This is a genomic window from Antrihabitans cavernicola, assembly GCF_008297975.1.
Lineage (GTDB): Bacteria > Actinomycetota > Actinomycetes > Mycobacteriales > Mycobacteriaceae > Antrihabitans > Antrihabitans cavernicola.
Window position 1 is genome coordinate 14,235 of sequence record NZ_VLNY01000022.1, and the last position, 20,323, is coordinate 34,557.

A 20,323-nucleotide genomic window follows, 5' to 3' on the forward strand; every position below is an offset into this window, starting at 1 on the left:
ACCACGTCTAGTGGAGGAAGCGGACCCCTGACTCGCGTTTTTCTAGCGGGTGGGCGACCCCGAGAACGGGATGCCGGTTGCAGCGCCGCTGTTGCGCTGGCCGCCAGGGTGCTTCCACAGGCCGCGACGTTCGAGGATCGGCAACACACCTTCGCCGAACCAGTACGCCTCTTCGAGGTGCGGATAGCCGGAGAGAATGAAATGGTCGACCCCGGTTTCCGCGTACTCGGCCAACCGATCCGCAACCTCTTCGTGCGAGCCGACCAGCGCCGTTCCCGCACCGCCGCGGACCAGACCGACACCCGCCCAGAGGTTGGGCGCGATCTCCAGCCGATCCGTGTTGCCACCATGCAGCTCGACCATGCGACGCTGCCCCTCGGACTCGCTGCGCGCCAAATTCGCTTGGACGCGTTCGACATCCGCGGGATCGATCTGCGACAGCAGCCGATCCGCCTCGGCCCAGGCCTGCTCAGAGGTGTCGCGGCTGATCACGTGGACGCGCAGGCCGTAGGTGAGTTCACGGTTCTGCTCGGCACCGAGCCCGCGGATCCATTCGATCTTCTTCGCAACCGCAGCAGGCGGCTCGCCCCACGTCAGATAGGTGTCGGCGTACTTCGCTGCGACCGGACCGGCCGGACCCGACGACCCACCGAAGAACACCGGTGGTGTGGGCGTCGGCTGGCGACCGAGGGCGGCATCCTTGACGTGAATGTGCTTGCCCTCGAACGTCACCGGACTCTGCGAGATCCACAGACTGCGAACAACGTCGAGGAACTCACCGCAGCGTTCGTAGCGCTCTTCCTTGCCGAGGAAGTCACCGTACGCCTGCTGTTCGTGCGTTTCACCGCCGGTGACCACGTTGAGCAGCAATCGGCCACCCGACTGCCATTGGAACGTCGTCGCCATTTGTGCGGCGAGCGTGGGGCTGACCAGTCCGGGCCGAAATGCGACGAGGAATTTGAGCGTCTCGGTGGTCTCCACCATCATCGCCGTCGTCAGCCACGCGTCCTCGCACCAGGCGCCGGTCGGCGTGAGAACAGCCTCGAAGCCGTTGTCCTCGGCCGCCGAACCGATTTGGTTGAGGTACTTCAGCGTTGCCGGTCGATCACCGGACATGCCGGTGCCGTGCCCGCCGGCGATCAGGTTGCGGGAATCGCCGTAGGTAGGCAGAAACCAGTGGAAAGACAAGCTCATTCGATAACTCCAGACATTTCAGGGCCGAGCATTTCAAATCAAGCCGTGGCGCGGCGGTGCGTCATCGCGGAGCACAGCACTACCGATGTGCTGGTACTTCCACCGGGCGGGGTCGTGCAGCGTGTGCGTTCGCGCGTTTCGCCAGTGCCGATCCAAGTTCAGCTCGGCTCCGGCGGAGCGGGTTCCCGATACCTCGAAGATAGCCGAGGACACCTCGAGCGCGCTTCGCTCACCGACCACCTTCGCGACGGCCACGGCGACCGACGCAGCCTGTGCAGCGTCGTCGCTGGCCTGCGCGAACGCGGTATCGACAGCGATGCCCGCTGCGACCAGGGTGGCTTCGGCAGTAGCGACGCTGACGGTGAGTTCACCGAAGCGTTGAACCAGCAGTGGATCGTCGACGGCGTTGTCGACCTTCGCCTCGAACCACGGCCTGCTCTTGGTGCGAACGAACTCTTTCGCCTCGTCGAGCGCGGCACGGGCGATACCGACGTCGATCGCGGCATGCAGCAACTGTGCGTAGGCGCCGTAGCTGGTCGGTCCGTCGAAGGCAGGCGAGCGCGGCACCACCCAATCCGGCTGCACAGCAACATTATCCAGGGTTACAGTGCCGCTGCCAGTCAACTTCTGACCCAACGCATTCCAGTCGTCGGCGATGTGCAGCCCTGCCGAGTCGGCAGGAACGTAGAGCACATAGTCACCGGCAAGCAGCGACGACCGTTCCTCCGGATCGTCGAGTCGAGCCAAGACCGGAATCCAGTTCGCGAACAGCGTTCCCGTGCAGTAGTACTTGGCGCCGGTGAGCCGGAAGCCGTCACCGTCGGGCGTGAACGTGGTCGCGATGTCGGTGATGGTCTTGCCGCCACGCTCCGACTGGGCATTGGCAAATCGTTTGCCCGCCAACAGTTCGCCGAAGAAGAACTCCTGTTGTTCGGGGGTCGCCGCCACCTTCAGCAGGTGTACGTACACGAAGTGGCTGTGCGGAATCTGGGCGATGTTCGGATCGGCGTAGGCGAGGCGTCGGATGATCTCGGCCAGTACCGACGGCGGTACATCTGCACCACCGTAAGTCGCCGGGACAGTCGCGGCATAGATCCCGGCCTGCGACAGCTGCTCGATCTCGACAGCGGGCAACCGGCGATCCTGCTCGCGTTCCGATGCGCCGCTATGGAATTCGGCTGCCAACCGAGCTGTGCTCGCCAACGCCTCGTCAGCGTCGGCGAGCACAACTACATCGAGAGACGTCGTCACGCGCGCGCCGGCTCCAGGACCGGCTCCTGCTGCGCCTCGAGCTCACGAACCAGTGGCAGCACGTTGGCACCGAAGTACTCGATCTCTTCCTGGAAATGCAGGAAGCCGCCGAGGATCAGATCGACGCCGAGCTGGCGGTACGCCACTATTCGCTGCGCCACCTGTTCGGGTGTACCGATCAGCTGGGTGCGGAAACCGTCGTTGTACTGGACCAGGTCTTCGAAACTCGAATCGGCCCACATGCCCTTCTTGTCGCCGGTCGAGTTACCTGCCTGCTGCACGGCGCCCTTGAAGCCTTCCACCGCAGGCTTGTTCGCCTTTTCGATGATCTCGCGCAACGTATCGCGAGCTTCCTTCTCGGTATCTCGGGCGATGATGAAGCCGTTGAGACCGAACTTGGTCTCGCGCTTCGCTTCCCTTGCGTGGGTTCGCAGGTCGTCGAGTTGCTCGGTGACCCCGTCGAAGTCCTTGCCGTTGCTGAAGTACCAGTCGGCGTACCGACCACCGTTGACGCGGGCCGCGCTGGAGTTGCCGCCCTGGAACAGTTCGGGATTGGGGCGCTCGGGTGTGTTGAGCGGCTTCGGCTTGAGCGTGAAATCGTGAATCCGGTAGAAGTCGCCACGGAAGTCGACGTCGTCCTCGGTCCAGATCTTGCGCAGCACCTGCAGGAATTCCGCGCTGCGACGGTAACGCTCGTCGTGCTCGAGCCACGGCTCGCCCAAATGCGTGAATTCGTCCTTGAACCAACCACTCACGACGTTGACGGCGAAGCGGCCGTTCGACAGGTGGTCGGCGGTGGCGCCGAGCTTCGCGAGTACGGCAGGCTGCCACAGTCCTGGGTGCACCGCGGCGATCACCTTGAGCCGCTCGGTCGCCAACAGCAGAGCGAGGCTGAAGCTCGTCGACTCGTGCTGGAACTCGGCGCCGTAGCTGGCCTCGTAACGCACCTGGCTCAGCGCGTACTCGAAGCCGTTGTTCTCGGCCGTCTGCGCCAACTTCTTGTTGTACTCGTAATCCCAGCTGGTGCGCTGCTCGATGGTGGAGGTGACCAGCCCGCCACTGACGTTGGGAACCCAGTAGGCGAACTTGATCTCGTCGGCGATCTTCTCGGTGCTCATGTACGTCCTTGCGTTGCGGTGTCGGTCAACGGCTCAGCGTCTCGGCAAACGACGGTTCGGCCAACCCATGCAACGCCGATGAACGAAACCCTTGACATTGCGAGATAGTCGCGTTGGCTTGTCCGATGCCAAGTACCGCAACAGCGCACACCGACGAGGCCAGCCTCGGCACCGGCCTGCAACGCCGACACATGAACTTGATCGCACTCGGCGGCGTGATCGGCGCAGGTCTCTTCGTCGGGAGCGGCGTGGTGATCGGCGACGCGGGACCCGCCGCGGTGGTGTCGTTTCTGATCGGCGGCATCATCACCACCCTCATCATGCGGATGCTTGCCGAAATGGCAGTTGCCCGACCGGTGATCGGCTCGTTCTACGAGTACGCACGCCAAGCGCTCGGCGACAGAGCAGGATTCGCCACCGGCTGGATGTACTGGTACTTCTTTGTCATCGTCGTCGCGGTGGAAGCCGTTGCGGGAGGACGCATTCTGCAGTTGTGGATACCGGCCGTCCCACTGTGGATTCTCAGCTTCGCATTGATGATCATTCTGACGGGCACCAACATGGTGTCGGCTCGATCCTTCGGTGAGTTCGAATACTGGTTCAGCTCGATCAAGGTGATCGCGATCGTGCTGTTCCTCGGCATGGGCATCCTGTGGATCACCGGGCTGTGGCCGGATTCCACACCGGGACTTGGCAATCTGGTCAGCCACGGCGGATTCACGCCGCTGGGCTGGGGTGCGGTGCTGGCGGCGGTGGTGCCCTGCGTCGCTTTCTACACCGGTGCCGAGATCGTCACGATTGCCGCCGCCGAATCCGAAGACCCCAAGGGCGCGGTGCAACGGGCCATGCGGTCGATCGTCGCACGGATCGTGGCCTTCTACGTCGGCTCGATCTTCATCGTCGTCTCGATCCAGGCATGGGACGCCAAGAGCGTCGGTGTCAGTCCGTACGCGGCAGTACTCGACGTGCTGGGCATCCCCGGGGTCAGCACGGTCATGAACTTCATCGTCCTCACCGCGGTCCTGTCGTGCTTGAACTCGGCGCTCTACACCACGTCGCGAATGCTGTTCGCGCTCACCAGAAACGGTGACGCACCGCACGTCTTCACCAAGCTGTCCAACAACGGTGTACCGCGCCGCGCGATTCTGCTCGGCACCACCGTCGGCTACGTCTCCGTGGCCGCCACCTATCTGTGGGGCGACGTGGTGTTCAACTTCCTCATCAACTCCTACGGTGCGGTCGCACTGTTCGTGTATTTGATCATCGCCATCTCCCAGGTGGTGTTGCGGAAACGGCTCGAGCGCGACGATCCAGGTTCGCTGCGCTTGAAGATGTGGCTCTTCCCCTGGCTGAGTTACGCCACCATTGCCGTGATGGTGATCGTGATCGTCGAAATGGCGCTGCTGAAGAGCACACGCTCACAGTTCCTGATGAGTGGCGTGACGTTGCTGGTCATCCTTGCCGTATACGAGGTGCGTCGGCGACTTGCGGGACGGAAGCCGGCCCTGACCGCAGCAGAGACCAGTTCACGACAGGGATGACGAGTTCCACCGGAATCATCAGCACGTAGAACCAGTTCGGTGTTCCCGTCTGCAGCCAGGCAAGCAGGCGGGCGAGCCCGCCGAGAAAGAACAGCAGACCCAACAGGTTGACTACGCCGGCGCGGTGGTCGAGATCTTGTGCGGCCCAGACGAAACCGAGGCCGTAGGCGGCGAACAGGACGAAGCAGAAGCGGAGGTCGCTGTCTACGGTCGCGTTGACCGATCCGCCGCCGATGATGGTGGAGACCCCGAAGAACAGGTGCACCACACCGATTGCTGTGCACACCAGACCGAACACGACAAGCCACCAGCGGAACGCAGTTCGCATCACGGCCTCCTATTAGACGATTGTCGAATAGACTAAGGTTAGGACTACGCTGCGTCGTGGTCAATGGCTGCCTAAAGTCGAGATGTGCCACGTACCAGACTGACTCCGAATCAACGACGCGATCACCTGATGGACGTGGGCGCCAAGGTGTTCGCCGTGCAGGCGTACGAGGACATCTCGATGGACGGCATCGCTGGCGAGGCAGGCGTCTCGCGGGCGCTGCTCTATCACTACTTCCCGAACAAACGAGACTTCTTCTCTGCGATATGGGCACGTGCGCACGACGGCTTGCTCGAGTCGGCCGTCTTCGACGACACTCGACCGCTGATCGAGCAGGCTCGGGATGCTCTGACCGCCCACTACGTCTTCTACGAACAGAACGCCGCGCTGGTCTTCATTGCCAACCGCAGCGAGATCTCGTCGGATCCGATCGTGCGCGACCCGGTCATGGCTGACCTCAACATCATTCGGCACCGGTTGCTCGACGCGAGCGGTGCCACTGGACATACCCGAGCTATTGCTTCGGCGGGGCTCGCCGGCTGGATCGCATTGGTGCGCGAGGTCGGAATCGAGTGGCTGCAGTATCGGCAGATCTCACGCGTGGAGGCGATCGACATCTGCATGGCCACGCTCGTCACGGCCGTCGGACCTGGCATCGATCTCGACCGAACACCCGGCTGACGGCGATCATTCACACTTGATGATCGGCACCGGATCGTATTTGACAGTTCGGGTATGCGTCGAGATCTGTTGCCCCGTAGCATGATCGGTGATCACGCGGGTATTGCTCGCAGTGAAGCCCGGCGCACCAGTGGACGGAATGCAATCGTCCCCCTTGGGTAGCGTCTGCGACTCCGGCTCGGTTTCCTTGGTGCGATCACCGGTAATCGATTCGACGTCCACCGTCTTGGTTCCCCAGATGCGCACGGTCACATCGGAACTGGTGCCCGACGACTGGATGAGAATTCCGGTCTTGGTGTTGTTGCGGAACTGCAGGTCGATCGCGCCCTCGAATACCGTCGCTTCACGTGCCTCGGGATAGCGCTTGATGTAGTAGCTGTGCTCGGTGTGTTCGACGTCTTCCAACCCGGCAAAGTAACTCGCGTTGTACAGCGTGGTCGCGAACTGGCTGATCCCGCCGCCGACTGCTTTCGACGGTCGACCGTGATCGATGATGCCCGACGGCACGTAGCCCTGCGCCTCGCCGCGCGGACCGGTATAGCCGTTGAGCGAGAACGTATCTCCCGGTTTCACGATGGCGCCGTTGACATCCTGCGCCACCAAACGGATGTTCACGCCGGAGGCGGATTCGAAACCGCCCGTGGTGAATTCGCCGATCACCTCCTTGATGCCAAGAGCGTTTGCGCCTTCGGTGGTGAGCTTCGGCGGCACCGGCTCGTAGACCGCGGCGACCGTGCGCGGCGCGGGAGCCGCCAGCAGTGCAGGTAGCGGATCGAGCGTCTTCTGCCACTGCACCAGATCGCCGACGACGGCGGGCAGGACGGCAGGCGAACCGCCCGCGACGGAGATCGTGGCGTCCTTGGGTTCGATCTCGGTGTCGGCGAGTTGCGGCGCAAGAATGCCGGTCGCAGCGGCCCGATCGAATTGGGGAGCCAAGCCGCCCTTCCCATCCGGCGCGAATTTCAACACCGCACCGACTTGGTCCTTGGCGAGCGTTGCGTTCTTGCCGTTCTTACCGGTGAAGACGAGGTCGTTGGCGACGGCCGGTCCCGCGACCTCGGCGACCGCCTTGTCGACAGCCGCTTGATCGACGGACACATCGGTGACGGTCACCGGAAGATCGATCTGAGCGTTCGATGCCCACTCGTCTATCAGCGCGCTCTTGGCACCGTCGACGTCGAGCTTCTGACCGTCGACCGGTTTCACGCCGACAGCCTTCGCGCCCTCGAACACCACGTTGCCCTCGACCGGCGCCCGATCGACCTGACTGCGCAGCTTCTCGACGGCGGCCGTCAGAGCGGTCCGGTCGACGGCAGGCACCAGATCGACATCACGACTGGTGAAGAACGACGTGATGCGGGTGATCGGGTTGATCGGCTGCGATCCGACATGGTCGAGCGTCGCATTCCAGTCGACACCGAGGCCGGCGTCCTTGGGCAGCAGCTCGGCCTGAACCGAACCCGCCTTCGCTTGCAGCGGCTGCTCGATGCGCGAACCGACGCGGTCCCGGAGTACCGCATCGGCGTCTGCAATGCTCTTGCCACCGAGCGCGACGCCTGCGACGTCGACGCCACGGGGGACCTTGCCCGCCGAGGTGAACCAGTCGGTTGCATAGGCGAGCGCGAAAACGGCGAGCACTGCGGCAGCGATCAAACCGAACGCGGCAAATCTCGGGCGCTTTCGCCGGGGAGGCGGCGCGTCAGGAGTTGGAACCTCGGCGGGCGGCTGGGTCTGGGTCGAGAGCTGCTCCGGCTCGGGCGCTGCACTCCACGCCTGCGCCAGCGGCTGCTGCACCGGGATGGCCTGCGTCGGCGGCTCCTGCGGTGCCGCGTGACGTGCAGGCTGATCAGCGGAATGCGGCGGAACCACAACGCGAAATTCTTGCGTGGGCGCATCGGATCCGGGCTGCTCCGCGGCGGGATCCGTTCCGTGCCGAGCATGGCGGGCGCCCGATTGCGGGTCGTTTCCGTCGCTCACGCAGTGCCCTCTCGCCGGATCTGAATTTCGATGTGGATCCTGTTCCGACATTTCAGCCTAGTCGGGCAAACGGGATGCGCGACTTCGCGCTCACAGTAAACGGGCTCAAAGTAAATGGCCCTACGCGGCTGCCGGGTCGGGGGTCTGGCAGCAGCGCAGGGCCGCCTGGGATATCGCTATCGATCGCGCAGCGTTACACATCCCAGGAAAAAGATTTATGAGCTGTAAAACGCAAAGCGCCCGGAGCCTGACGACCCCTCGGTGTCAGGACTCCGGGCGGAGCTTCTCGCGGTGAGCTGTCAGCGCTCGATGATCGCCGTGACGCCCTGTCCACCTGCAGCGCAGATGGAGATCAGGCCACGGCCCGATCCCTTTTCGGCCAGCATCTTCGCCAGCGATGCAACGATGCGACCACCGGTTGCGGCGAACGGGTGACCGGCCGCCAGCGACGAACCGTTGACGTTGAGCTTGGACCGGTCGATCGATCCCAGCGCGCCGTCGAGGCCGAGCCGCTCCTTGCAGTACTCGTCCGACTCGAACGCCTGGAGTGTGGCGAGAACCACCGATGCGAAGGCCTCGTGGATCTCGTAGTAGTCGAAATCCTGCAGCGTCAGACCGTTGCGAGCGAGCAGACGCGGGATCGCGTAGGTCGGCGCCATCAGCAGGCCGTCGGGGCCGTGCACGTAGTCGACAGCGGCGGTCTCGGAATCGACCAGATGCGCGAGCACCGGCAGCTTGCGCTCGGCGGCCCACTCGTCCGAAGACAGCAGCGCAGCGGAGGCACCGTCGGTGAGCGGCGTCGAGTTACCCGCCGTCATGGTGGCGTCGCCCAGCTTCACACCGAACACGGGGTTCAGCGTCGCAAGCTTCTCGACTGTCGAACCGGGACGCAGGTTGTCGTCGCGCGTCAGGCCCAGGAACGGGGTGACGAGATCGTCGAAGAAACCTCGGTCGTAGGCGGAGGCCATGTTCTTGTGGCTGGCGGCGGCAAGTTCGTCCTGGTCCTCGCGACGGATGCCGAATTCCTTGGCGGTGATCGCGGCGTGGTCACCCATCGACTTGCCGGTGCGCGGCTCGCCGTTGCGCGGGATCTCCAGGCCGACCATGCCCGGACGGACGTTGCCCAGCAACTTGACGCGGTCGCCGGTGGTCTTCGCCCGGTTCAGCGACAGCAGGAATTCGCGAAGGTCGTCGTTGACGCCGATCGGGGCGTCGGACGTGGTGTCGACGCCACCGCCGACACCGGCCTCGATACGACCGGCCGCGATGGCGTCACCGACGGCAACGATCGATTGCAGGCCGGTTCCGCAGGCCTGCTGCAGGTCGTAGGCGGCGGTGTACGGGCTCAGCGAGCTACCGAGGACGCACTCGCGCATCAGGTTGAAGTCGCGGCTGTGCTTGAGCACCGCGCCGCCGACGACCAGACCGAGCTGCTCACCCTGCAACCCGAAACGGCTGACGAGCCCGTCCAGTGTGGCGGTGAACATGTCCTGATTGGACGCTTGCGCGTAAGCCTTGTCCGATCGCGCGAACGGAATACGATTGCCACCGAGGATGGCGACCGGGCGCAGTTGCTTGCCGTTGTCGCTCTTCGGGGCGGCTGCCGTGGTGGAACTACTGCGGGCTTTGCTGGTCACTTCCGTCTCCAAGATCTGGTGGGGGTCTGCCTCGACATACAACTTACTCCGGAGTAAGTTATATGTCGACACCGCACCCGTCATCAGTGCGGACATTCCGTATGCAGTCGACACAGAGAAGGTAGAAAAAGTGGCAGCCAGTAAGGGAGCCCCCGACCTCTATTCGTCGTTCCTGTCCACAGGACCGGGCGCGTTCATCGCCAAGCAGGCCGGATTGCCCCAGCCCGAGAAACTGCGTCGATACAAGGCAGGCGAGCCCGCTCTCGCCGGACCGGTGCTGCTCGGCGGCAGTGGTCGCCTGGTCGAGCCGATCCGTGAGCTCCTGTCGGACTACCAGTTCGCGACAGGTAATGACAGCAAGTACGGCGCGTTGGTATTCGACGCGACCGGCATCGCCGACGTCGAAGGTCTGCGCGAGCTGTACACGTTCTTCCAACCGGTGATTCGCAACCTGGCACCGAGCGCCCGCGTGGTGGTCATCGGCACGACGCCGGAGGAATCGTCGAGCGTCGACGGTCAGATCGCCCAGCGCTCGCTCGAGGGCTTCACCCGCAGCGTTGGCAAGGAGATCAAGCACGGCGCAACCGCCCAGTTGGTCTACGTCTCACCGAACTCGTCGGCCGGCCAGTCGGGCCTGGCGTCCACTCTGCGCTTCCTGCTCTCGGCCAAGTCGGCGTTCGTCGACGGCCAGGTCATCCGCATCGGTTCCGAGGACTCCACCGCACCCGCCAACTGGGACCGCCCGCTCGACGGCAAGGTCGCCATCGTGACCGGTGCCGCCCGCGGCATCGGTGCCACCATCGCCGAGGTGCTCTCCCGCGACGGTGCACACGTGATCTGCGCGGACATCCCGTCCGCCGGTGAAGCACTGTCGGAGACGGCGAACAAGGTCGGCGGCACATCGCTGGCGCTCGACGTCAGTGCACCCGATGCGGGCGAGACCCTCGCGGCGCACGTTCTCGAGCGGCACGGCGGCGCGGACATCGTCGTCCACAACGCAGGCATCACCCGCGACAAGACCCTCGCCAACATGGACGACGCCCGCTGGGACTCCGTGATCGGCGTGAACTTGCTTGCACCGCAGCGCATCACCGACGCGCTGGTCGCGAAGGGCGCGCTCAAGGACGGCGGCCGCGTCGTCGACGTCTCGTCGATCGCAGGCATTGCAGGCAACCGCGGCCAGACCAACTACGGCACCTCCAAGGCCGGCGTCATCGGTCTGGTGCAGGCCACCGCACCGGTGCTGGCGAAGAAGAACATCACCATCAACGCCGTGGCCCCCGGCTTCATCGAAACCGCGATGACGGCTGCCATTCCGTTCGCCACCCGCGAGGCAGGCCGACGGATGAGCTCGCTTCTGCAGGGTGGCGAGACCGTGGACGTCGCCGAGACGGTCGCCTACTTCGCAAGCCCGGCGTCGAACGCCGTCACCGGCAACATCGTCCGGGTCTGCGGGCAGAGCCTGTTGGGCGCATGATGTCGACGCCGAACGTGCTGCGGCTCAGCAAGATCCAGAAGCTGGACGGTCAGCCGAAGACGCGCGACATCTACACCCGCGCGGCTTTGGGTGCGTTGCCGTTCCGGAAGTCGAATAGTCGGACGGTGCCGAGCACCACGCTGGCGCTCGACGGGCTGAAGGTCGATCCCGACAATCTCGCGGCGTACGCCCGGGTGTGCGGTCTGCGATTCGGTGATGCGTTGCCGATCACCTACCCGTTCACCTTGGTGTTCCCGACGGTGATGAAGCTGATGGTGTCGAAGGGCTTCCCCTTCGCTGCCATGGGTTCGGTGCACGCCGCCAACGAAATTCAGCAGTTCCGACCGATCTCGGTCAGCGATCCGCTGGACATCAAGGTGCACGCGGAGAACCTCAGGGAGCATCCGAAGGGCCTGCTGATCGATCTGATCTCCGAGGTGTCGGTCGGACGCGAGTTGGTGTGGCGGCAGACGTCGTCGTTCCTGAACCAGCAGAAGACGTCGCTCTCGGGCGGACCGAAGCCGGAACCCAAGCCGGAAGAGGTTCCGCCGCCGCCGATGCGGACGCTGCGCGCCGATCAATCCACGATCAGCAAGTACGCCGCTGTCTCCGGTGATCGCAACCCGATTCACGTCTCGTCGTTGGGCGCCAAGGCATTCGGCTTCCCCACCACCATCGCGCACGGCATGTGGAGTGCCGCAGCCGCGTTGGCGGCGGTGGAAGGCCGCATTCCCGACGCGGTGACGTACAACGTGAAGTTCGGCAAGCCGATCCTGTTGCCTGCGACGGTCAACGAATACGCCGAACCGGTGGACACCGGCTGGGACATTTCGTTGAAGCATCCGAAGAAGGGCTATCCGCACCTCACAGCAACACTGAGGTAGGACGCACTCCCTGTGCGCGATCACCTCGATCGCGCACAGGGGTCGTCAGGCGCGCTTGCCTGCCAAGCCCCGCCATGCAAGATTCTCGAGCAGTGTCGCTGCTTCGTCGACGTCGATCTCGCCACCGGCCAGCCGGTCTGCGACGGCCTCGCCCGCACCGATGATCGCCACAGCCGTGATCGTGTAATTGGTGGCGGGATCCGGATTTACCGAACTCGACTCGATCAGCGCGGCCACCAACTCGATCAGCCGCTCACGGCTGGAGTTGACCTGCTTCGCGAACGGCTGCTGCCCAATTGCCTGGCGGTAGAGCACTTCCCACGACTGACGATGGGTATCGACATAGCCGAGGAACGCGCGCAGCGCAGTACCCACCTGCTCGCGCGGCGACAACGACGGATCGCCTGCGGGTGACATCGCCTCGACGAAGCGGACGCCCTCGCGCTGGATGCACGCCGTGAACAGCTCTTCTTTCGAGCCGTAGTACAGGTAGAGCATGGGCTTGGAAATCTCGGCCTCGGCAGCGATGGAGTCCATCGACGTGTCGTGAAAACCGTTGCGGGAAAACACTTCCACTGCCGCGTCCAGCATCTGCTGTTCGCGGACAGCGCGCGGGAGCCGTTTGGTGCCGCCAGCCATACCCGCCTCCAACCGCTGTAGGACTTCTACCTTACTCTACGGTAAGGTAGGTAGCCCGTAACGGGGTGTCAGCAGGTGACTGCGCCCTTGAATCGCGCCGAGTGCAGCACCGCGTCGTCGACTCGCTGCTGACTCAATCGTCCTGAGGCAACGGCCTGTTGGAGCTGATCGAGCACCTGCGGCACCGCATCCGTCGTGATCCACAACGCCACGTCCGCGCCGGCCTCGATGGCCGCCTCGACCGCTTGGGGCACACCGAGACGTTCGGTGATCGCAGCCATGCCGCTCAGGTCGTCGGTGAAGATCGGGCCGTTGAACGGTGCCGCGCCGTAGCCGATTCCGGTGCGCAGCAACGTCATCGCCTGCGGGCTGATGCTGGCGGGAACGTTGGGGGTGGTCAGTCCGGGCACGTCGAGGTGCCCAACCATCACACCCGCGCCGGAGTTGACCAGGTTCCGGAACGGCACCAAGTCGTCGGCCATCAACTGCGTCAGCGGCGGCGTGGTCACCGAGCCCTTGTGCGAATCGCCCGATCCGTGACCGTGGCCGGGGAAGTGCTTGATGACGGCCTGAATGCCCGCATCGTGCATGCCACGGATGTAGGCGTCGGCGTACTTGGTGACGACGGCGGGATCGTTCGAGAAGGACCGGTCGCCGATCACGGCGTCGTCCGGCTCGTCGCTCACGTCGGCATCGGGGGCGAAGTTCACGGTGATTCCGAGGCCCTTCAACGCTTTTCCGCGTGCGAGCGAACGCTGGTAGGCCTCGTCGACGGAAACCGTTGCGGCCATCTGACGCGCGGAGGGTTCGGGTCCGATCAGATCCGCAACCCGCGACACCCGACCGCCCTCTTCGTCGATGGTGACCATCAGCGGCACCTTGGAGGCGCCCTTCACCTGAGCGAGTTGCTGTCCGAGCAGACCCTGATCGGTCCACCCACCGATGAAGATTCCGCCGACCTGATCGTTCGCGACAACCTGAGTCGCGTCCGCAGTACCCGTCACGCCCACGGTGAGCAACTGCGCCAACTTCTGGCGCTCGTTCAGCGACGCGAGAAACTGGGAACCGCAATCGGCGGCAGGCTTGGTCTGCAGAGGCTGCGCGGGCGATGCCGCACTCGCCGACGCGGGCGTCGCGGTCTCGGAACCGACACTCGATGCCGGCGAAACAGGTTGCGACGACTGCGCGTTGTCCGTCGAGCAGGCCCCCACCACAGCCGCACACATCAGCAGCACCATGCCGCGCGTTTTCCGCATGAGCGAACTCCCGTCGATCGGTTGGCGTCGCTATGACCGTACTCGAGCGAAGCGCCGTTCGGGACCGGCATCGGGCGGAATACCGGTCTTCGTGGGCTTCGAAGGGTAGCCTTGTGGTGGCGGATATGGCTTCGGACCTGGAGGTTCCCATGCCCTGCGATCTCATGCTCATCGCCTACGACGGCTCCGACAACGCCAAACGCGCTATCGACTACGCAGGTAGATTTCTTGCGGCCAACCGCGCAATCGTGCTTACAGCCTGGGAACCGATGGTGCGTCAAGCAGCACGTATGTCCGGGCTGTCCGGTGTGATGCAACCCGACTGGGTGCCCGACGACGACATCGAAGACGTTGCCCTCGGCGATGCCAAGGTGACCAACGCCGAGGGACTCGAATTGGCGAAACAGGCAGGCCTCAACGCCGAGCCACGTACCGAGGAATGCACCAGCACCATCTGGAACACGATCGTGGACTGTGCCGACGACCTGGATGTCGACATCATCGTCGCAGGCACCCGCGGCGCCACCGGGGTACGCGCGCTGTTGCACAGCAGTGTTGCCGACCAGGTGCTCAAGCATTGCCATCGGCCGGTCCTGCTCGTTCCACCGGTGCGAACGCCGACTCGCAACGCGTCGTAGCGAATCTCACTCGCGAGAGGGACCAGGTCACAGCGCTGCCCGGCTATCGTCGGAAGCACTATGGGTGGCTTTCTTCTTGCGCAGTCGGATCGGGTGTTGCGGACATCGGGTGTACGCGAACGCTTCGCCGACGTCGACGCCGCCGCCGCGGCGGTGCGCTCCGGGCGAATCCCGTTGCTGGTGGGCGCAATCGCCTTCGACCCGAGCAGACCCGCCGCGTTGCACGCACCCGAGTCCTGGGACTTTGACAGCGCTGCCCTTCCCGTCGGCGACCTTCCCGAGGTCCGGCTGGTCGGCCAGACACCGAGTCCCGCCGAGCACGTCGCACGGGTGACCCGACTGGTGAAGCTGCTCGGCGAGGGTGAGCTGCGCAAGGTGGTCGCGGCCCGATCGGTGCAGTTGGCCGCCGACGCCCCGATCGATCCGGAACTACTGGTCGCCGAATTGGTGCGCAGGCATCCGTCGTCCAACGGTTATGCCGTCGAACTGACCGGCGCGGGTGAGCAGCACGATGGCGCGCATCTGGTCGGGTCGAGTCCGGAGCTGCTGGTCAGCAAGAGAGGTTCGACGCTGACGATGCGACCGCTCGCTGGAACGGCACCGCGGCGTCCCGATCCGGCGGCCGATCGGGACGAAGCCGACCAGCTCCTGGCCTCGGCGAAGAACCGGGAAGAACATTCCTATGTCATCGAGTGGATCCGGGACCAACTGTCCCCGGTGTGCAGCGAACTGACCGTCCCCGACGGCCCGGCGCTGATCAGCACTCCCGAGGTGTGGCATCTGGCGACATCGATCAGCGCGGTGCTGCGCGATCCCGCCACCACTGCGCTCGACGTCGCGGTGCTGCTGCACCCCACGCCCGCACTGTGCGGCACCCCGACCGAGCTGGCCATGAAGACGATCACGGACATCGAAGGCGACCGCGGTTTCTACGGCGGCGCGGTCGGCTGGTGTGACGAGCGTGGCGACGGCGACTGGATCGTCGCGATTCGATGCGCGGAAGTGGCTGCGGACGGTCGTACCGCAACCGCATATGCGGGCGGCGGCATCGTCGTCGCATCCGATCCCGATGCCGAACTGGACGAGACCACCACCAAGCTGCGCACCTTGCTCGGCGCGCTGAACGTGACCATCTGAGCGCCCTTGCTGCGCGGGTGGTCACGCCCCGGGTGATACCTTGACCGCAAGCAGTATGTCGAAAACAGGGAGAGCCGAGATGAAGAAGAAGTTCCTTGGCCCCGGCGTGGCCAGTGCCGTGATCGGCGGGCTCCTGGGGCTCGGTCTGGTCGTCGGTGTCACCGCCGCAGTCCAGGACAACACTCGGCCGGACATCGATCGCAGCGGTAACGCCGATTCGTCCTTGCTGAACCAGGTCGAGTACGGCAACCGCTGAGTCAGCCCTCCACGCAACAGCTCGACCGCCGCTGGTTCGTCGCAGCGGCGGTCGTCGCATTCCTACTGGCGTTCACGCAGTCCCCCGGACTGATAGTCGCCGACACCAAATACGATCTCACCCAGAATCCGCTGGGATTTCTTTCCCGCGCGTCGCATCTGTGGAGTAGCCAGTCGACGTTGGGCCAGGTCCAGAACCAGGCCTACGGGTACTTCTTTCCACACGGCGCGTTCTTCTCGCTCGGCCACGTTCTCGGCATTCCCCCGTGGATGACGCAGCGCATCTGGTGGGCGCTGCTGATCCTTGCCGGGTTCTGGGGCATCGTGCGCCTGGCCGAGGCGATCGGCATCGGCAGCCGAAGTTCGCGAATCATCGCAGGTATCGCCTTCGCGCTCTGTCCGCGAGTGCTGACGACCGTCGGCTCGATCTCGTCGGAAACGCTGCCGATGATGCTGGCGCCGTGGGTGCTACTCCCGGTCGTACTGGCCTTCGGCCAGGTGAGCGGAAAAGGGGTGTCTGGACCAACAAACCACTCACCTGGGCGGCTTGCCGCCCAATCGGCCGTCGCTGTTGCACTGATGGGTGCGGTGAACGCCGTTGCGACGGCTGCGGCCTGTCTGGTCGCGGTGCTCTGGTGGGCGTCGCACAAGCCGAACCGACGTTTCTGGGTGTTCACCGCCTGGTGGGTGCCGTGCGTTGCGCTGGCGACGGTGTGGTGGCTGGTGCCGCTGCTGATCCTCGGCAAGGTGAGCCCCCCGTTCCTGGACTACATCGAATCGGCGGGCGTGACGACGCAGTGGGCATCGCTCGCCGAAGTGCTACGCGGCACCGACAGCTGGACGCCGTTCGTCTCCCCCGAACGCATCGCCGGTGCGGTGCTGGTGACCCAGCCCGCGGCCGTCGTGGCCACGGGGCTGATCGCCGCTGCCGGACTCGCCGGACTCGCAATGCGCTCGATGCCCGCGAAGGGTCGGCTGTTCCTGATCCTCGGTGTCGGTCTTGCCGGGCTGACGGCGGGCTACGTCGGCGAACTCGGCTCCCCCGTCTACGACTCGGTCCGTCATTTCCTCGACTCGGGTGGCGCCCCGCTGCGCAACGTGCACAAGCTGGAGCCGCTGATTCGGTTGCCCCTGGTGCTCGGCCTCGCACACCTGCTCGCGCAAGTGCCGATGCCGGCCTCCGTCCCAGGTAAGCAGTGGCGCAGCGCATTCGCCCATCCGGAACGCAAGCCGATCGTGGCACTGACCGGCCTGATCCTCGTTGCCCTGACGCTGGCGACATCGCTGGCATGGAACGGCAACCTCGCGCCCCGCGGCGCCTACGACCACGTCCCCGACTACTGGTCCCAGGCCGCCGACTGGCTCGACCACAACACCGACAAGGGCGCGGCGACCGAGCGAGCTCTTGTGGTGCCCGGCGCTCCCATCGGCAGCCAGGTGTGGGGGTTGACCCGCGACGAGCCCCTGCAGGCATTGGCGAAGACACCGTGGGCCGTGCGCGACGCCGTGCCGTTGAATCCGCCGGGTGCGATCCGCGCGATGGACTCCGTGCAGCGACTCATCGCCGACGGACAGCCCTCGGCCGGGCTCGCGGAAACCCTGCTCGGACAAGGCATCGGCTATTTGGTGCTCCGTAACGATCTGGACCCCGATACCTCGCGCTCGACCCGCCCGATGCAGGCGCACCAGGCGATCGAAGAGTCGCCCGGCATCGAGAAGGTGGCGGAGTTCGGACCCAAGATCGGGCCGGGGCATGTCGACGGCCTTGTCGCCGACGGTGACCTGCGACCCAATTACCCTGCCGTGCAGATCTTCCGCGTCGATCACCCCGCTGACCGTCCGGTCGGGGGTCCGTACACGGTGGATCTGAAATCGGTACCGGTGGTCGCGGGCGGGCCGGAATCACTGCAACGACGCAACGAGCGTGACAAGACCAGCGGCCCAGTGCTTCTCGCCGCCGACGCCCAGCGCGCGGGACTCCCGCTCGACGACGTCACCGTCACCGACACGCCCACCGATCGGGAAACCGACTTCGGCCAAGTCGACAACCACAGCTCGGCGCTGCGTGCCGCCGACGATCCGCGCCGCACGCTGAACCTGGTTCCGGACTATCCGGTCGACGGCGCACCGCTGGTCGAGGGCGAATGGACCGGAGCGAAGGTCACGGTGTCGAGCTCCGCAGCGGACGCGACGCAGCTCGGCGGGTCGTCGCCCGGAGCAGGCGCGGCCGCAGCGGTCGACGGCGACGACGCGACCAGCTGGGTGAGCAACGGCCTGGAAAGCGCTGTGGGGCAATGGTTGCGACTCGATCTGGACAAGCCGATCAAGGGTGGGCTGCTGCACCTGACCACCAGCGCCGGAGCGATCGGCGCACCCGTGAAGTGGATCGAAGTCCGCACCGCAACCGGCTCGACGGCGGCACGCGTCGACAAGCCCGGTAAGCCGCTCACCGTCGCGTTGCCGCCCGGCAAGACATCCTGGGTGCAGGTGATCTCCACGGAGACCGACGACGGCTCGGTGGGCAGCCAGTTCGGCATCAGCGAGCTGTCGCTGGACGATTACTCGAACATCGACGCACCGGTCCCCGTCGACATCAGACACCACACCGTGCTCCCCGAGACACCACCGGGCGCAACCATCGCGGGATGGCAACTCGGACAAGAACTTCCCGGACGAACAGGGTGCGTCGACGCACCCGATCGCGTCCGGTGCAGCAAGGGACTGGCCCAGGCACCCGAAGAGATGTCGACGTTCACCCGCACCCTGTCGGTGCCGACACCGACGACCGTCCGACCCGAGCTGACGTTGCGGTCACGACAGGGCCCGGCGCTGGAAAGCCTGCTTGCCCAGCCCGATCGGGCCACCGCGACCGGTGCCGCCGACATCGCCGACGTCCGCGGTTCTGCCTACGCGGCCACCGACGGTGACCCCAAGACCACGTGGACGGCACCGGAGGATTCGGTGCGCAAGATCGCCGGGGCCAAACCCACGCTCACCATCACGCTCCCGCAGCCGACCCTGGTGTCCGGCCTCGACCTGCAGCCCAGCATCGGAAACCTCCCTGCCGCACCGACATCCGTGACGGTGAACCTGGGCGACGGCCCGCAAGTGCGAAAGATCGATACCAAGTCCAGCAAGATCGAGCTGCACCCCCACGTCACGGACCGCATCGAGCTGAGCCTCGATTCGTGGCGCCCGGTGCTCGATCAGACCGCGCTCGGATTCGCTCAGCTCCAACCGGCGGGCTTGGCCGAGGTGACGGTGTTGGGCGAGGACGGCAAGCCGATCCCCGGCAGCGGCAGATCGAGCGGGACGCGCACCGTCACCGTCGACTGCGATCGCGGACCTGTGGTGTCGATCGGCGGCACGCTGTATCGCACCTCTGTTACCGCGACAGCCGATCAGCTCGAGTCCGGCGCGCCCGTCGAAGCCCAAGTGTGCGAACCGAATCCGGTTCCACTGCCTGCTGGGCAGCAGGAGGTGGCGGTGAGCCCGGGCGCGGCGTTCGTCGTCGACGGGCTCGACCTGCCCACCGGAGCGCCCGTCCCCACACCCACCATGCATGCTCGCCCGACGGCCGCGTGGACCGAGAATCATCGTGAGATCAGCGTCGACAACGCCGCCACCGATCAACTGCTCGTCGTTCCGCAGAGCAACAACGTCGGGTGGCAGGCGACCGGACCCGGTGGGCAGAAACTGAAGTCCGTTGTGGTCAACGGCTGGCAGCAGGGCTGGGTGGTGCCCGCGGGCACCGGCGGCACCGTCAACCTCGACTTCCCGAAGGACCGTTGGTATCGGCTCGGGATCTTCGGCGGACTGGTGTTGTTGCTTTCGCTCTTCGGTCTCGCCCTGTTCCGACGTAAGAAGGCCGACGTCCTGCACTACCCCGAATCCGGCCCCGCACCGCGCACCTGGCGCAGCAGCGTGGCGGGTTTCGTCGGGCTGCTCGCCTTGACGACCGTGATCTCCGGGCCGACCGGTCCGGCGCTGACGATCGTGCTGGCGGGCGCGGCAGTGCTGTTCGCGGCGACCGGCCGATCCGCGACCAGGGTGCTGGTCGGTGTGGCCGGAGTCTCCGCAGTGATCGCGATGGCCGTGCTGTCGCGAGGACCGTGGCGCTCACCCGACGGTTACATCGGGCATTCGATGTGGGTTCAGCTGCCCGCGCTGATCGCGGTGATCGCCGTCGGGCTCTCGGCGTTGGTGTCGCCGTCGTTCGGTCCACCGATTCTGCGCCGACTCTCCCAGCGCTTCACCGCACGACGGACCGGCTCCTCCACCAGCGCGTAGCTGGCCGATGCCACCGGGAT

General features: G+C 65.3%; 16 protein-coding genes. 8 read left to right on the forward strand and 8 right to left on the reverse strand.

Translation table 11 applies throughout. The features are described 5' to 3' along the window. Positions 1-42: 42 nt before the first annotated feature. Genes FOY51_RS25100 through sfnG form a run of 3 tightly spaced genes read right to left on the reverse strand, consistent with a single transcriptional unit; the run spans position 43 to position 3,563 of the window. Positions 43-1,194: an LLM class flavin-dependent oxidoreductase gene (locus tag FOY51_RS25100; RefSeq protein ID WP_149433006.1), complete on the reverse strand. Its 1,152-nt coding sequence runs from the start codon at positions 1,192-1,194 to the stop codon at positions 43-45. Positions 1,195-1,227: 33 nt separating this feature from the next. Further along, positions 1,228-2,445 (reverse strand): SfnB family sulfur acquisition oxidoreductase, encoded by a 1,218-nt coding sequence (locus tag FOY51_RS25105; RefSeq protein WP_149433007.1) that lies wholly within the window; start codon positions 2,443-2,445, stop codon positions 1,228-1,230. Next, complete coding sequence (sfnG, locus tag FOY51_RS25110) at positions 2,442-3,563, reverse strand: dimethylsulfone monooxygenase SfnG (RefSeq protein WP_149433008.1); 1,122 nt, start codon at positions 3,561-3,563, stop codon at positions 2,442-2,444. The genes FOY51_RS25105 and sfnG overlap by 4 nt, the downstream gene beginning before the upstream one ends. A gap of 125 nt (positions 3,564-3,688) precedes the next feature. Between sfnG and FOY51_RS25115 the strand changes: the two genes are divergently transcribed. Continuing rightward, positions 3,689-5,104 (forward strand): amino acid permease, encoded by a 1,416-nt coding sequence (locus tag FOY51_RS25115; protein ID WP_149433009.1) that lies wholly within the window; start codon positions 3,689-3,691, stop codon positions 5,102-5,104. Here FOY51_RS25115 and FOY51_RS25120 read toward each other — a convergent pair. Continuing rightward, positions 5,016-5,432 (reverse strand): DUF4345 domain-containing protein, encoded by a 417-nt coding sequence (locus tag FOY51_RS25120; protein WP_149433010.1) that lies wholly within the window; start codon positions 5,430-5,432, stop codon positions 5,016-5,018. The genes FOY51_RS25115 and FOY51_RS25120 overlap by 89 nt on opposite strands. A gap of 84 nt (positions 5,433-5,516) precedes the next feature. Here FOY51_RS25120 and FOY51_RS25125 point away from each other — a divergent pair, with 84 nt between their 5' ends. Next, positions 5,517-6,113: a TetR/AcrR family transcriptional regulator gene (locus FOY51_RS25125; protein WP_149433011.1), complete on the forward strand. Its 597-nt coding sequence runs from the start codon at positions 5,517-5,519 to the stop codon at positions 6,111-6,113. A 6-nt stretch (positions 6,114-6,119) separates the two neighbouring features. On the opposite strand, the gene FOY51_RS25130 is transcribed toward FOY51_RS25125, so the two are convergent. Next, entirely contained in the window at positions 6,120-8,090 is a 1,971-nt protein-coding gene (locus FOY51_RS25130; protein ID WP_235916746.1) for a VanW family protein, read from the reverse strand. A 299-nt stretch (positions 8,091-8,389) separates the two neighbouring features. Then, entirely contained in the window at positions 8,390-9,727 is a 1,338-nt protein-coding gene (locus FOY51_RS25135) for an acetyl-CoA C-acetyltransferase (protein WP_149433013.1), read from the reverse strand. Between the two features lie 130 nt (positions 9,728-9,857). Here FOY51_RS25135 and FOY51_RS25140 point away from each other — a divergent pair, with 130 nt between their 5' ends. Further along, positions 9,858-11,204 (forward strand): 3-oxoacyl-ACP reductase, encoded by a 1,347-nt coding sequence (locus FOY51_RS25140; protein ID WP_149433014.1) that lies wholly within the window; start codon positions 9,858-9,860, stop codon positions 11,202-11,204. Beyond that, the gene (locus tag FOY51_RS25145) at positions 11,204-12,088 is read left to right on the forward strand and encodes a MaoC/PaaZ C-terminal domain-containing protein (protein ID WP_149433041.1); all 885 of its coding nucleotides are present in this window, start codon (positions 11,204-11,206) and stop codon (positions 12,086-12,088) included. The genes FOY51_RS25140 and FOY51_RS25145 overlap by 1 nt, the downstream gene beginning before the upstream one ends. A gap of 45 nt (positions 12,089-12,133) precedes the next feature. On the opposite strand, the gene FOY51_RS25150 is transcribed toward FOY51_RS25145, so the two are convergent. Both FOY51_RS25150 and FOY51_RS25155 read right to left on the reverse strand, forming a co-directional pair. Next, complete coding sequence (locus tag FOY51_RS25150) at positions 12,134-12,727, reverse strand: TetR/AcrR family transcriptional regulator (RefSeq protein ID WP_149433015.1); 594 nt, start codon at positions 12,725-12,727, stop codon at positions 12,134-12,136. A gap of 68 nt (positions 12,728-12,795) precedes the next feature. Beyond that, positions 12,796-13,983, reverse strand: coding sequence for a glycoside hydrolase family 3 N-terminal domain-containing protein (locus tag FOY51_RS25155; RefSeq protein ID WP_149433016.1), 1,188 nt, complete (start codon positions 13,981-13,983; stop codon positions 12,796-12,798). A gap of 149 nt (positions 13,984-14,132) precedes the next feature. Here FOY51_RS25155 and FOY51_RS25160 point away from each other — a divergent pair, with 149 nt between their 5' ends. The 4 genes from FOY51_RS25160 to FOY51_RS28050 all read left to right on the forward strand — a co-directional run bounded on the left by FOY51_RS25160 (position 14,133) and on the right by FOY51_RS28050 (position 20,303). Continuing rightward, positions 14,133-14,621 carry a universal stress protein gene (locus FOY51_RS25160; protein WP_149433042.1) on the forward strand — a complete coding sequence of 163 codons (489 nt, stop codon included), beginning with the start codon at positions 14,133-14,135 and terminating at the stop codon, positions 14,619-14,621. A 60-nt stretch (positions 14,622-14,681) separates the two neighbouring features. Next, complete coding sequence (locus FOY51_RS25165) at positions 14,682-15,758, forward strand: isochorismate synthase (RefSeq protein WP_149433017.1); 1,077 nt, start codon at positions 14,682-14,684, stop codon at positions 15,756-15,758. A 79-nt stretch (positions 15,759-15,837) separates the two neighbouring features. After that, positions 15,838-16,014: a DUF2613 domain-containing protein gene (locus FOY51_RS25170; RefSeq protein ID WP_149433018.1), complete on the forward strand. Its 177-nt coding sequence runs from the start codon at positions 15,838-15,840 to the stop codon at positions 16,012-16,014. Then, on the forward strand, positions 16,011-20,303 hold the full coding sequence (locus FOY51_RS28050; RefSeq protein WP_149433019.1) for an alpha-(1->3)-arabinofuranosyltransferase: 4,293 nt from the start codon (positions 16,011-16,013) through the stop codon (positions 20,301-20,303). Before FOY51_RS25170 ends, FOY51_RS28050 begins: the two co-directional genes overlap by 4 nt. Positions 20,304-20,323: the final 20 nt, after the last annotated feature.